This is a genomic window from Pseudofrankia sp. DC12 (genome assembly GCF_000966285.1).
In the GTDB taxonomy this organism is placed as follows: Bacteria; Actinomycetota; Actinomycetes; order Frankiales; family Frankiaceae; genus Pseudofrankia.
Window position 1 is genome coordinate 6,499,013 of record NZ_KQ031391.1, and the last position, 13,177, is coordinate 6,512,189.

General features: G+C 73.8%; 12 protein-coding genes and 1 pseudogene. 9 read left to right on the forward strand and 4 right to left on the reverse strand.

The window, feature by feature from the left end; genetic code table 11:
- Positions 1 to 73: 73 nt before the first annotated feature.
- From FRADC12_RS26300 to FRADC12_RS26310, 3 genes are read left to right on the forward strand one after another with little or no spacing between them, the layout of a single operon-like run.
- A complete protein-coding gene (locus FRADC12_RS26300; RefSeq protein WP_045878623.1) occupies positions 74 to 652 on the forward strand; it encodes a PadR family transcriptional regulator in 579 nt (192 codons plus the stop codon).
- A complete protein-coding gene (locus FRADC12_RS26305; RefSeq protein ID WP_198153052.1) occupies positions 649 to 1,419 on the forward strand; it encodes an ABC transporter ATP-binding protein in 771 nt (256 codons plus the stop codon). Before FRADC12_RS26300 ends, FRADC12_RS26305 begins: the two co-directional genes overlap by 4 nt.
- Positions 1,416 to 3,884: an FtsX-like permease family protein gene (locus tag FRADC12_RS26310; RefSeq protein ID WP_045878625.1), complete on the forward strand. Its 2,469-nt coding sequence runs from the start codon at positions 1,416 to 1,418 to the stop codon at positions 3,882 to 3,884. Before FRADC12_RS26305 ends, FRADC12_RS26310 begins: the two co-directional genes overlap by 4 nt.
- Positions 3,885 to 4,019: 135 nt before the next feature.
- Here FRADC12_RS26310 and FRADC12_RS26315 read toward each other — a convergent pair whose 3' ends face one another.
- Positions 4,020 to 4,577, reverse strand: a complete 558-nt coding sequence (locus tag FRADC12_RS26315; protein ID WP_045878626.1) for a TetR family transcriptional regulator — start codon at positions 4,575 to 4,577, stop codon at positions 4,020 to 4,022.
- Positions 4,578 to 4,661: 84 nt separating this feature from the next.
- On the opposite strand from FRADC12_RS26315, the gene FRADC12_RS26320 reads away from it, so the two are divergent.
- Both FRADC12_RS26320 and FRADC12_RS26325 read left to right on the forward strand, forming a co-directional pair.
- The gene (locus tag FRADC12_RS26320; RefSeq protein WP_045878627.1) at positions 4,662 to 5,561 is read left to right on the forward strand and encodes an SDR family oxidoreductase; all 900 of its coding nucleotides are present in this window, start codon (positions 4,662 to 4,664) and stop codon (positions 5,559 to 5,561) included.
- A 95-nt stretch (positions 5,562 to 5,656) separates the two neighbouring features.
- On the forward strand, positions 5,657 to 6,337 hold the full coding sequence (locus tag FRADC12_RS26325; protein ID WP_045878628.1) for a maltokinase N-terminal cap-like domain-containing protein: 681 nt from the start codon (positions 5,657 to 5,659) through the stop codon (positions 6,335 to 6,337).
- A gap of 77 nt (positions 6,338 to 6,414) precedes the next feature.
- Here the strand turns inward: FRADC12_RS26325 and FRADC12_RS26330 are convergent, their stop codons facing one another.
- Complete coding sequence (locus tag FRADC12_RS26330) at positions 6,415 to 6,879, reverse strand: hypothetical protein (protein WP_045878629.1); 465 nt, start codon at positions 6,877 to 6,879, stop codon at positions 6,415 to 6,417.
- Between the two features lie 444 nt (positions 6,880 to 7,323).
- On the reverse strand, positions 7,324 to 7,617 hold the full coding sequence (locus FRADC12_RS26335; protein WP_045878630.1) for a DUF1540 domain-containing protein: 294 nt from the start codon (positions 7,615 to 7,617) through the stop codon (positions 7,324 to 7,326).
- A gap of 600 nt (positions 7,618 to 8,217) precedes the next feature.
- Between FRADC12_RS26335 and FRADC12_RS26340 the strand changes: the two are divergent.
- A pseudogene (locus FRADC12_RS26340) lies at positions 8,218 to 8,577 on the forward strand (cytochrome c biogenesis protein DipZ); the annotation flags it as partial.
- 29 nt (positions 8,578 to 8,606) lie between these two features.
- Here the strand turns inward: FRADC12_RS26340 and FRADC12_RS26345 are convergent.
- Positions 8,607 to 9,407, reverse strand: a complete 801-nt coding sequence (locus FRADC12_RS26345; protein WP_045878632.1) for a hypothetical protein — start codon at positions 9,405 to 9,407, stop codon at positions 8,607 to 8,609.
- 245 nt (positions 9,408 to 9,652) lie between these two features.
- Between FRADC12_RS26345 and FRADC12_RS26350 the strand changes: the two genes are divergently transcribed.
- Genes FRADC12_RS26350 through FRADC12_RS26360 form a run of 3 tightly spaced genes read left to right on the forward strand, consistent with a single transcriptional unit; the run spans position 9,653 to position 13,157 of the window.
- Positions 9,653 to 10,177 (forward strand): PadR family transcriptional regulator, encoded by a 525-nt coding sequence (locus tag FRADC12_RS26350; protein ID WP_045878633.1) that lies wholly within the window; start codon positions 9,653 to 9,655, stop codon positions 10,175 to 10,177.
- Entirely contained in the window at positions 10,174 to 10,860 is a 687-nt protein-coding gene (locus tag FRADC12_RS26355) for an ABC transporter ATP-binding protein (protein ID WP_045878634.1), read from the forward strand. Before FRADC12_RS26350 ends, FRADC12_RS26355 begins: the two co-directional genes overlap by 4 nt.
- Positions 10,857 to 13,157, forward strand: a complete 2,301-nt coding sequence (locus tag FRADC12_RS26360; protein WP_045878635.1) for an FtsX-like permease family protein — start codon at positions 10,857 to 10,859, stop codon at positions 13,155 to 13,157. The genes FRADC12_RS26355 and FRADC12_RS26360 overlap by 4 nt, the downstream gene beginning before the upstream one ends.
- Positions 13,158 to 13,177 lie beyond the last annotated feature (20 nt).

Here is a 13,177-nt window from a genome sequence, read left to right on the forward strand (position 1 = left end):
TGACGCGCGGGGGTCTCGTCAAGCTTGGTGTATACCGGGTATGATACCGAGTATTCTCCGAGAGGACTTTCCCGTGAGCGTGCGACATGCCCTGCTGGCTCTCCTGAGCGAGGGCCCGAAGTACGGCCTCCAGCTGCGCCAGGAGTTCGAGGCGCGCACCGGCGAGGTCTGGCCGCTCAACGTCGGGCAGGTCTACACGACCGTGGCCAGGCTCGAACGCGACGGGCTGGTGGCATCGGACGACGGCGATGAGCCGGGGCCGCAGAAGACGTTCCGGATCACGCCGGAGGGCGGCGCCGAGCTGGCCCGCTGGCTTACGACGCCGCCCGGCGCCGACGCGCCGCCCCGCGACGAGCTGGTCATCAAGGTGCTGGTCGCCGCGCGGCTGCCGGAGGTCGACGTGGCCGGGATCCTCCAGAGCCACCGGCGCCACCTGATCGAGACGATGAGCCGCTACACCCGGCTGAAAGAGGACGCCGCCGCCGACGACCTCGGGCTGCTGCTGGTCGCGGACGCCGAGATCTTCCGGCTGGAGGCGGTCGTCCGTTGGCTGGACGCGGCGGAGGGCCGGCTGCGGCACCGCCCACCCGTGGCGTCCGCCGCGGCGCCGGCCCCTGCCCCGGCTCGGCGCACCGCGAGGGCGGCCCGGTGACCTCGACCTCGATGGATGCCGTCCCGGCGGATGCCGTCCCGGCCGCCCCCGTCCTGGAGCTGCGCGCCGTGACCAAGGTGTACGGCTCGGGACCGACCGAGGTACGCGCGCTGGCAGGCGTCGACCTGTCGGTCCGGGCTGGCGAGATGGTCGCGATCATGGGCCCGAGCGGCTCCGGCAAGTCCACGCTGCTGACCATCGCGGGCAGTCTGGAGCAGCCGACCAGCGGCGACGTCCTGGTCGAGGGCACCTCGCTGGCGGGCATGTCGGCGGCCGACCGCGCCCGGATGCGACGACGCCACGTCGGCTACGTCTTCCAGGACTTCAACCTGCTGCCAGGGCTCACCGCCGCCGAGAACATCTCGCTGCCGCTGGAGCTGGATGGCCTGAAGGCCAGGCGGGCGGCCGAGGTGGCGCGCCGCGCGCTCGACACGCTCGGCCTGGCGGACCGGGCGGGCAGCTTCCCCGACGAGCTGTCCGGCGGGCAGCGCCAGCGGGTCGCCATCGCCCGCGCGCTGGTCGGCGAGCGCCGGCTGCTGCTGGCCGACGAGCCGAGCGGCTCGCTGGACACCCAGGCGGGCGAGAACGTCATGCGGCTGCTGCGCAACGCCTGCAAGGACGGCGCGGCCGCCGTGCTGGCGACCCACGACGCCCAGCTCGCCGCCTGGGCCGACCGCGTGGTGTTCGTGCGCGACGGCGTCGCCGTGGACCAGGCCGGCCCGGCGGCCGGCCCCGAGTCGCTGCTGCGGGCGGAGGCGCCGCGATGAGCGTGCAGGCGCCGCCCCGCCCGGCGGCCGGGCAGCCGCGCACCCGGGCCGAAGGCGGGCTCCCGGCCCGGCGGGCGATGGCTCGGTGGGCCTGGCGGATGCTGCGTCGCGAGTGGCGCTCCCAGGTGCTGGTGACCCTCCTGCTGCTGATGACGGTGGCCGTGGCGGTCTGCGGCGGGACCACGCTGTACAACGTGCCGCGGCAGGCCGATCCCAAGCTCGGCACGGCTGGGGCCGTGTACGTGCTCAATGGGCAGAACGGCCGCGCGGCGGACATGGCGGCCGACGTCGCCACCCTGCGCCACGCGTTCGGAACGATCGATGTGATCGGCCACTCCGGGTACAGCGTCGCGGGCCTGGCCAAGGCGGTCGACTACCGCGAGCAGACGCCGCACGGCACCTTCACCGGGCAGTTGCTCGCCATCCACCGCGGCCGGTACCCGTCCGGGCCGAACGAGGCGGCCGTCACCACCGGGGTGGCGAAGCTGCTCGGGCTGCGGCTCGGCGGCACCGTCGCGCTCGACGGCCACGCGCGGACGATCGTCGGCATCGCCGAGGACCCGAGCGACCTGACGGACGACTTCGTCCTGGTCGCGCCCGCGGCCGCCGCCCCGCCGCAGACCGTGTCGGTGTTCGCCAGGAACAGCGGACCTGGCCTCGAAGCCCTCCACCTGACGACCGTGGGCCAGGTGATGGGGCAGGGGCCGAACACCGACCACCTGGTGATCACGACCCTCGTCCTCGGCGGCGCGACGATCCTGCTCCTGCTCGTCGCGTTCGTGGCGGCCGCGGGGTTCGCCGTGCTCGCCCACCGCAGGCTGCGCCAGCTCGGGATGCTCGCGGCGATCGGCGCCACCGCGCGCCACGTCCGGCTGATGATGGCCGTCACCGGCCTGCTGGTCGGCGGGCTGGCGGCCGGAGCCGGCGCCGCCCTCGGGCTGGCGCTTTGGCCGGCGATGGCCGCCTGGCTGGAACCGGCGGCCGGGCACCGGGTCGACCGGCTGAACATCCCCTGGCCGCTGGTCGCCGGCGTCGGGCTGCTCGCGGTGCTGATGGCGACGGCCGCGGCCTGGTGGCCGGCCCGCGCGGTGTCGCGCCTGCCGGTCACGCTCGCGCTGTCCGACCGTCCGCCCGCGCCCAGGCCGTCGCACCGCCCGGCGCTGGTCAGCGTCTTCTTCCTCGCCGTCGGGCTGGGACTGCTGGCGGCCGGCGAGAAGAAGCACCCGGCCCTGATCGTCGCCGGCACGGTGGCGATGGCGCTCGCGATGCTGTTCGCGGGCCCGCCGGCGATCAGGCTGCTCGCCGCGGCGGGTGGGCGGGCTCCGGTTGCCGTCCGGCTGGCGCTGCGCGACCTGGGCCGCCACCAGGCCCGGTCCGGGGCCGCGCTGGCCGCGATCAGTCTCGCGCTGGGCATCGCCGCCACCGTCATCGTCGTGACGACCGGTATCCAGGGCAGCCCGACGGGCGGAAATCTGGGCGATCACCAGCTGCTCGTCGGGATCGCGCGGCCCGGCGACCCGCCCGGCCTGGTGCCGATCCGGACCGACGCCCAGCTACGGGGCCTGGCCGCGCAGGTCGACGAACTCGCCGCGGTGCTCCCGCATCCGGCCGTGATCCCGCTGGACCTGGCCTACGACCCGGCGGCCCGCCCGGAGCTGGGCCTGCAGGGCAACGAGCCCGTCCGGCGCGCCGTGGAGGTCGACCTACCACGCGGCAGCAATGAGTACGAAGGGATCCCGGCGTACGTCGCCACGCCTGACCTGCTGCGGCTCGTGGGCGCCGACGGCGTGAAGATCCCGCCGGCCACCGACGTGGTCACCGCCAGGACCGGGCCTCTGGTCATCTTCGACGACGGGCGCGACGCGCGGCGGCCGCCCATCACCCACGTCAGCGGTCCCCGCTTCACGTCGCTGCCCGACACGCTGCTGACGGCCGGCGCACTCACCCGCCGCCATCTCACCCCGGTCCGCGCCGGCTGGCTGCTCGAGTCGGCGCAGCCGCTGACCGACGCGCAGCGGGCCGACGCCCGGCGGATCGCCGCCGCGGCCGGACTGACCGTCGAGTTCCGCTACGGTCATCCGGGCGTGCGGACGGTCCGGGCCGGCGCCACGGCCGGCGGCCTGCTGCTCGCGCTCGCGGTCCTGGCCATGACCGTCGGCCTGATCCGCGGCGAGGGCGCCGCCGACCTGCGCACCCTGACGGCGACCGGGGCCGGCGCCGGCATCAGGCGCACGCTCACCGCGGCCACTGCCGGAGGGCTCGCGCTGCTTGGCGGGGTCCTCGGCACGGCCGGTGCCGGTCTCGGCCTGGTGGCGGTGTACCGGCATGACCTCGCGGTCTTCGGGCGGGTGCCGCCGGTGTACCCGCTGGTCCTGCTCGTCGGCATCCCGCTGGTCGCGGCCGCCGCCGGCTGGCTGCTCGCCGGGAAGGAACCGCCCGTGATCGCGCGCAGGCTCGCCGACTGACGGTTCGGGCATGTCAGCGTGATCTATTGAAGGCCGACGGGCTGCCGGCTCGCGACGCGTTCGGATCGATCAGGGCGATCGGGCATCAACAGAAAGGTGCTCACGTAAGTCGCTGGCCGCCGGACCGCTCGTGGGTCAGAGCAGGGCGCGCAGCGCCGCGGCGGCGTCGGCGACGCAGACGGCGAAGCTGGGCGGTTCGTCCGCCGAGACCCAGCGGGCGAACGCGATGTGGAAGACCGTCATCGCGCTGTGGGCGGCGAGGCTGGCGGCCGGCTCGCCGATGCCGCGGGCCCGCAGCGCCTCGGCCGTCGTGTCGGTCATCGCCGCCAGCTTGAGCAGCTCACGTTCCTGCAGGCTCGGGTTGGCCGCGATGATGCGCGAGCGGCGAACCGAGTGCTCGCGGATCTCGCCCAGCAGGCCGCCACCCGCCACGATCCCGGCCAGGGCCGCATCGAGGGGCGAGAGGTCGGCGGGCGCGGCCAGGATCGCCTCACACGCGGTCCGCTCCAGGGTCTTCGCGCCGTCGAAGAGCACCTCGCGCTTGTCCGCGAAGTGCCGGAAGAAGGTGCGCTCGGTGACGCCGGCGCGCTCGGCGATGTCGCCGGCGGTGGTCTGCTCGAAGCCGCGCTCGCCGAAGAGCTCGACGGCGGCGCGCATCATCCGCCCGCGCGCGTCCGGCTCCCAGCGTCCCACTCCACCGAGTGTAGTGATGACAGCTTCTGACATGCGGTGCTAGTGTCGATGTCAGTAACTGACATATCTTCGAAGGAGCCAGCCATGCGTGTCTTCGTCACCGGTGCCTCCGGCTGGATCGGCTCGGCCGTGACCCACGAGCTTCTCGCCCACGGCTACAAGGTCGTCGGCCTCGCCCGCTCCGACGCGGCGGCCGGCGCGCTGGAGGCCAAGGGCGCGACCGTCCACCGCGGCAGCCTCGACGACCCCGACGGCCTCGCCGAGGCGGCCGCGGCCTCCGACGGCGTCATCCACCTCGCGTTCAACCACGACTTCTCCGACTACGCCGGCGCCGGGCGCACCGAGCACGCCGCCGTCGCGCGGATGCTCGACGCGCTCGCCGGCAGCGACCGGCCGTTCCTGCTCGCCTCCGGCCTGGCCTCCGGTATCACCGGGCGGCTGATGACCGAGGACGACCCGTCCCCGTTCCGTGGCGTCGACTCGCTGCGCGGCGGCAGCGAGAACCTCGCCCTCGAGGCCGCCGACCGCGGGGTCCGCCCGGTGGCGCTGCGTTTCTCGCCGACTGTGCATGGCATGGGTGACCACGGCTTCACCTCGGTACTCGCGCGGATCGCCAAGGAGCGCGGCGTCGCCGGCTACGTCGGCGACGGCTCGACCCGCTGGGCCGCGGTGCACCGCAGCGACGCGGCGAGCCTGGTCCGCCTCGCGCTGGAGAAGGCGCCGGCGGGTTCCCGGGTGCACGCGGTGGCCGAGAGCGGCCTGCCCTCCCGCGACATCGCCGCCGCCCTCGGCGACTACCTGGGCCTGCCGACCGGGCCGGTAGCCCCGGCGGACGCCGACGCGCACTTCGGCTGGATCGGCATCTTCTTCGGCCGGGACGTCGCCGCGTCGAACGACCGCACCCGGGAGCTGCTCGGCTGGACACCCACCGGCCCGACGCTCTTCGAGGACATCGCCGCCGGCGCCTACGCGCTGCCGGACTAGCGAGCCCGGCCGGCGAGCCCCGCCCTGAGGCGAACCTCGTGGCAGGGCCGCGGCCGGTGGCGCGGCGGGCCGGAGGTGGAGGCGACAATCAGAGCATGGCGACGATTCACCACACCACGTTGGTTCCGTCCAAGCTGGAGCTGCTGGCGGCGTGGCTGCCCAGCCAGCCGTGGTATCTCGACGCCGGCCAGGCTCCGGCGCTCACCAAGGCCGGCGGGTTCCGCCTCGACGACCCCGCCGGCGAGGTCGGCATCGAGTTCATGATCGCCACGGACGTGGCCGGCGGGCGGCCGGTGACCTACCACGTGCCGATGACCTACCGCGGGTCCGCGCGGCCGGGCTCGGAAGCCGGCCTCATCGGGACCACTGAGCACGGGGTGCTCGGGACCAGGTACGTGTACGACGCGACGCACGACTGGGTCTTCGCCACCCAGCTCGTCGCCCTGCTGCAGGGCCAGGCCGTACCGCAGGCGCAGAGCCTCTCCGACACGCCGGACCCGGCGGTGCGCAGCCAGCCGGTCCTGCCCGGCACGGAGGTCGCCGTGTCCGCCTGCGCCCTGGCCAGCAACGGGCCCGACGGGACGAGGCTGCGGATCTCGGCGGCGGGCGCCGGCGGCGACGCGGCGGACCTGGTCCTGCGGGTCGCCCGGGCACTTCCGGCCCGCCAGGCGGGTGTGGACGAACGAGGTGGCTACGTGCAGGCTTCCTGGCAGCAGCCCGACGGGACCGAGTCGACCGGGCTTCTCGTCACCGCCACCCAGGCGGCGGCCGGCTAGCCCCATTAGGCCTCGTCCGTCGCGCGACGGACCCTGGGCTACGCCGGCGAACCCCAGGGCCTGGCCTGGGGGAGTGGCTACCCGCCCGGTAGGCCGAAGGCCGCGACCGCGACGAGGCCACCGAGCGCGGCACCGAACAGGTAGGAGATCCGGCGGTCCTCCTGGAGGCTCGCCCGTACCCCGATCAGCAGTGAGAAGACGGCGCTCAGCACGAACCCGTCGAGCGCCAGCGAGGTGGACTGCCGCAGCACCAGGAACGCGGAGAAGCCCAAGACGCTCGTCAGCCCGAACGTCACCCGTGGGGAGCCCGCCGAGGCGGCCCGGGCCAGCGGCTGGCGCAGGTTCTTTACCAGGTACGTCACGACGAGGAGCGGGATCAGCGTCACGGCGGCCGTCCGGGCGCCGAGCGAGACGTTGTCGTTGAACGCGTGCACTACGTAGTACGTAGAGAGCCCGAGGAGCACCGTGTTGACGAGGACTTCGAGCGCGGGGTACATGAGCTGACTGATGACAACGTCGGCCCAGTTCTCCTGATTGGACATGCTCTCACCCGGACTTTGCGTCGCCAGCCCTGCCCACCGGACCAGGAGAATATCATCAGTCCACGGCTTTAAGCCGGCCTCTTCCGGGAAAACTATGGCGCCCTGGCCTGAGACGCCAGCCGCGGCTCACCGCCCGGTCCGGCGGTGTCCGGAATCGTCACGAGACGACCGAGGACCGGCCGAGAAAAGGCGGAGACGGCGGGTCGCGGGCTTTTGCGGGGTTTCCGGGCCGATCGGGCGGCCTTTCCGTAAATCCACCGCGACGCCCGATCGGCCGCTTCCGTGGCTCTCCCGGCGGCCTCCCGGCGTAAGCGCCCGTCCGCCCGCGGGGCGCGACCCGCGACCGCCGTCGCCCGTGGGCTCGGGCGGGTCTCGCGGGCCGCGCCGAAGCTGGGCTCGCCGCCACGTCCGGCCGGCGGCGCACCCGTCGATCCTGGCGAGTTCCTAGCGGCGGGCCTGGTAGGTGAGGCAGTCGACGCCGTTCATCTGGAATCCGACCGTGATTCCCTGCGCGTGACAGGTCAGATTCTCGTTGTGCGAACAGTCGGAGACCTTACAGGCGCCGACCCGGCCGGTCTCGCCCGGAATTCCGCCCTTCATCGGGGCCACGTGGAAGGTGTCGCAGTGCGCCACCATGGCGCCGGTGTCGCCCACCGTGATCGCGGGGGCATGGCAGGCCTTCTCGCGGTTGTAGGCGCACGCGTCGACGACGCACTTCGTGATCATCGGTAGCTGCATGGGTTCTCCCTCGGTCGGCGTCGCGTTCCTGGAGCCTCGCGGGTCCGTCCCGCCAGCATTTCCTAGAAGCTGCCGGCGCCGCCGTCAAGGCGAGGGCTTTTTGCTGGGAACCTCGAATGCCGCCGGATAGCCGAGATATTTCGGCAGATGGCGAACGGGCAGCCGGGCGAAATCCGCCGGCCGTCGCTGAGGTAAGGCTATCCTTATGCGCCGAGAATTGCCGTGCACCTCGGCCCGCGTGCCCGAGAGGACATCGAGAACGCCGATCCTGAGCGTGGTCGCCGGCCGTCGGAACCGGCGCCCCGGCCCGCGTACACGGCTGTCACGGCCTGCCCAGGAATCCTTGAATCGAAAGATTCCGCCGCAACGGGACACTCAGGGTCGAGACCTACGATCGTGGCGACAAGGGGCCGGCGGCGGCGTTCGCGGGCCGGCTGGCGGGTGGGAGGTCTGCGCTGATCACGCTCGTGCTCATCGGGGTCGTCGGCGGGATCATCACCGGCATCTCGCCCTGCGTCCTGCCGGTCCTCCCGGTGGTCTTCCTCGCCGGCGGCGCCCGGACCGGCCAGGCATCCCAGGCCGAGCAGGACCTACCTCGGCTCGCAGCGGGTGACCAACGGCATCCAGGAACCGCTCGGCTCCGGCAGCCGGACCTTCACCTACCCGCAGGCGCTCCCCGACGACACGTTCGCGCTCGCGGGCACCTGGACCGTCGGGGAGGAGGCCCTCACCGCCGGCGAGCACGCCGGCATCGAGCTGAGCTTCTTCGCCGGGGCGGCCTACCTGGACGTCGGCGGCACCGGGACGATCACCGCGACCCTGGACGGGAAGACCACCACCTACCAGGTCTCCGGCGCGCCCAACACCTACACGCTGGCCGACCGCCCGTCGCCGCGGCGCGACACCCTGACCGTCACCCTGTCGCCGGGCCTGACCGCCTACTCGTTCACCATCGGCTAACGGCACCTTCGGCCGGCGGGCACCGTTGGCTAGCTGGCTGCCGCGTAGCGCCGGGCCGTGCCGGTCAGCAGGCCGAGCCCGGCCTGGCCCGGCAGCCGGTCGATCTGCGCGTCGATCCGCTCCGCCTCACGGCGCCCGGACTCGCCGGCCAGCAGGTGCCCGAGCACGAACGCGGTCTCCTCGGCGGGCATGACCCCGGACCCCACCGGTGACCACCGCCGCCGCAGCGCCCACCGGGTGACCAGGCGGGCCCGCCTGCTCGCGGCGAGCCTCGTCCGGGCCTCGCTCGCGTAGAAGGCGATGTGCCGGCTCTCCTGCGCCATGATCCGGGTCAGCAGCGCCGTCAGCGCCGGGTGCTGCTCCCGCTCGATCAGCCGGGCGTACCCCGACCGGGTGGTCCACTCGTTCACCGCGCCCACGCTCATGTGTACGGCGACGAAGTCCTCGCCGACCAGCGCCGCCGCGGCCGCGGTCAGCATCGCCTTCACGCCCTCGAGACGGCCCTGCCGCTCGCGGACCGCGGCGTTGCGCTCGTCGCCGTGCGGCTCGCCGTGCGCGGCCAGTACCGAGGCCAGCGCGACGCCGTGGGAGTGCTCCTCGTAGTTCCAGACCGTCAGGAAGGTGGTGATCCGCGGGTCACGGTGCGAAGGCGTCAGGAGCAGGTCGCGCAGGTAGCAGACCGTGTAGCTCTCGACGTCGTGCATGTAGCGCAGGCAGCGCAGGCCGCCCTCGGACAGCGGGCGGCGGGCGAACTGCGCCGCCAGGTCGTCCAGGTCGTCGGTCCGCACGGGTGCGGCGGTGCGGGCGAAGCTGTCAACATCGAATGCCATTCGTCGGCCGCCTTCGTCAGTCGCGTGCGGGCACGCGTCTCTCGGGTGGGGGCGGCGCCGACGCGCCAGAGCAACGCCTCGGCAAGCCCGCCGTCACCGGTGATTCGTGGCCGCGGCCGGGCGGGATGGCGTCGGGCAGCCGACAGGGGCGTCGCAGCGTGAGCACACCCGACCCGGCGGGACTCCGAGCGAGTACTCACCAAAGACCTACACCCAGTGTATATACGCGAGGTATAGTGACCGTTGTGAGTGTTCCCCTGACGCTGCTGGGCCTGTTGGAGCGCGAGCCGAGCCACGGCTACGACCTCAAGCGGGACTACGATTCCTTCTTCGGCCGCGGCAAGCCCCTGCCATACGGCCAGGTGTACTCGACGCTCGGCCGGCTGGCCCGCGACGGCAAGATCCTCGCCGGCGAAGCCGAGCCCGGCGACGGACCCGAACGCAGGCGCTACGTCATCACCGAGACGGGCGCGACGGAGTTCGAGGCCTGGCTCACCGAGGCGGTGACGCCCGAGGCCAACCTGCAGTCGGTGCTGTTCACCAAGGTCGTGCTGGCCCTGATGCTCGGCCGGGACGCGCACGGCTACCTCGACACGCAGCGCCTGGCCCACCTGCGGCGCATGCGCGAGCTGACCGACCTGCGCCGGACTGGCGAGATCGTCGACGTCCTGCTCGCCGACCACGGGCTGTTCCACCTGGAGGCGGACCTGCACTGGATCGAGGCGACGACGGCCCGCCTGGACCAGCTCGCCGCGAAGGTGCGCGCGTGACCGCCCTGGTCGAGGCCCGGGACCTCGAACTGGCCTTCGGCGGGACGCCGGCGCTGCGCGGCGCGAGCCTCACCGTCGACGCCGGCGACGTCGTGGCGATCATGGGGCCGAGCGGCTCCGGCAAGTCCACGCTGCTGCACTGCCTGGGCGGCATCCTCGTTCCCGACGCCGGCGAGGTGTGGCTCGACGGCCAGCGGATCGACACCCTCGACGAGCAGCGTCGCAGCACGCTGCGCCGCGACGCGTTCGGGTTCGTCTTCCAGTTCGGCCAGCTCGTCCCGGAGCTGACCGCCGAGGAGAACGTCGCCCTCCCGCTGCTGCTCGGCGGGCGCCGGCGGGCGGCGGCCCTCGCCGAGGCTAGGCCGTGGTTCGGCCGGCTGGGCCTCGACGGCCTGCACCGGCGCCGCTCCGGGGAGCTCTCGGGCGGCGAGGCGCAGCGCGTCGCGCTGGCCCGCGGCCTGGTGACCCGGCCGAGCGTGCTGTTCGCCGACGAGCCGACCGGCGCGCTGGACTCGCTGACCGGCGAACAGGTCATGGACCTGCTGGTCGACGCGGCCCGGGCCGAGGGCAGCACCGTCATCCTGGTGACCCACGAGCCGCGGGTCGCCGCCTACGCCGACCGCCAGGTGATCGTCCGGGACGGCCGGACCAGCCCGCTCACGGTCGAACGGGTCAGCTTGTGATCGCCTTCGCGCTGCGCCTCGCGGTCAGCGGCGGGCGGGCCGCGGTCGCGCGCCTGGTCATGATCGCTGCGGCCGTCGCCGTCGGCGTCGGGCTGCTGCTTTCCACCCTCGCCGCCAGCAACGCCGTCGGGCACCAGAACAACCGCCAGGTCTGGCTCGACAGCGGCACCGCCAGCCGGACCGAGACGGCCGTGGCTGACCCCCTGCTGTGGCGGGCGCATACCGACTACTACGAAGGCAGGTCGATCGTCGAGGTGGACGTCGCCGCCACCGGACCGACCTCTCCCATCCCGCCGGGCCTGGCCGGGCTGCCCGCCGCCGGCCAGTACTACGCCTCGCCCGCGTTGGCCCGGCTGTTGCGGGCGACCCCCGCCGACCAGCTCGGCGACCGGCTCCCCGGGCGCCTCGCCGGCCTGATCGGCGACGAGGCGCTGGCCTCCCCGGACGCGCTGGTCGCCGTGCTGGGCCGCCCCCAGGCCGAGGTGAAGGCCGGGCCCGACGCGCGGGCAGTCACCTCGATTGCCCAGGCCTTCCCGGCGGTCTGCAGCGACGACTGCCCGGCGTCCGGTCTGCGTGGCGAGGCCCTGACGCTCATCTTCTCGGTGGTGGCCGCCGCGCTGGTCTTCCCGGTGCTGATGTTCATCGGCACCGCGACGCGGCTGTCCGCCGCCACCCGCGAGCAGCGTTACGCCGCGATGCGCCTGGTCGGCGCCACCCCGCGCCAGGTCGCGGTCATCTCGACGGTCGAGTCCACGGTGGCCGCCGGCGCCGGCCTGGCCGTCGGCTTCGGTCTGTTCTACGTACTGCGCCCGCTGGTGGCGACGGTTCCGTTCACCGGCGACCGGTTCTTCGCGACGGACCTGACCCTTACTCCGGTCCAGGCGCTCGCGGTCGTGCTAGGAGTGCCGGCGGCGGCCGCGCTCGCGGCCTGGGCCGCGCTGCGACGGGTGACCGTCTCTCCGCTCGGCGTGACCCGTCGGGTGACGCCGCGTCCGCCCCGGTCCTGGCGGCTTCTTGTTCTCGCCGGCGGGCTCGGTGAGCTGGCCTTCTTCGTCGACCGGCGGCCGGAGACCACGAACGGCCAGGCGGCGGCGTATCTGACCGGCTTCCTGCTGGTGATGCTGGGGCTGGTGGTCGCCGGGCCGTGGCTGACGATGGCCGCCGCGCGGGGGGGTGCCCGCCGCGCTCGCCGGCCGGCGACGCTGATCGCGGCCCGCAGGCTCGCCGACGATCCGAAGGCCGGCTTCCGCTCGATCAGCGGCCTGGTCCTCGCCCTGTTCGTGACCACGGCGACGGTCAGCATCATCGGCACGATCAACGCCGATCGCGGCACGCTGGGTGGCGACCCGGCGACCAGGACCGTGGTCCAGGACGGTGCGCTGTTCGGCCCGCCCCTGACCGACGCCGCGCCCGACCGGCTCGTCGCCCGGATCCGCGCGGTCCCAGGAGTCGACGGCCTCGCGGTCGTCCACGCCGATCCTGACAGGATTGGGACGGAGTTGCCGGAGGTCCGTTCTGGTCCGCTGACCGGCCGCTCTGGCCCATCGACCCGGGTGGCCGTGGGCAGCCCGCTGCCCGCGGAGGTTCCCCGGAGAGCCGATGGCCTGGTGGCGTGCTCGGACCTGGCCCGGATCGCGCTGGTCGGCCACTGCTCGGCGGGGGCGAGCGTGGCGGCCGTCCCGCTGGACGCCTTCGTGAACCTCGTGTCGAGCCCGGACGAGGTGTGGCCCACGGCGCCGACCAGCGCCACCGCGATCGCCAGCCTGCCCGTGCAGATGCTGTATGCCACCACGGACGGCTCCACGGCGGCCATGGAGCGGACCCGGACGCTGCTGACCGCCGCGTACCCCAACGAGCAGGCCCGCATGGTCGACGACTGGGCCTCCGACCAGCAGAAGACGCTGGCCGGCTGGCGGCAGCTGGCGAACGTGGTGCTGGCGACGACGTTGCCGATCGCCGGCTGCAGCCTCGCGGTGAGTGTCGTCGCCGGCCTGTCGGACCGGCGCCGTCCGTTCGCGATGCTGCGCCTCACCGGGGCGCCGCTGGCGGTGCTGCGGCGGGTGGTCGGCATGGAGAGCGTGCTGCCGCTGCTCGCCGCGGCCCTGCTCGCGACCGGCACAGGCTTCGCCGCGTCGGCGATGTTCCTGAGGTCGCAGCTCGGCTACCGCCTCGTCCCGCCGGGCGTCTCGTACTACGCGCTCGTCGTCGCGGGCATCGCCCTGTCGCTCGGGATCATCGCGGCGACCCTGCCGCTGCTCGCCCGCGTCACCGGTCCCGAGTCCGCCCGCAGCGGCTGACGCACCGCCGCGGCTCGTCG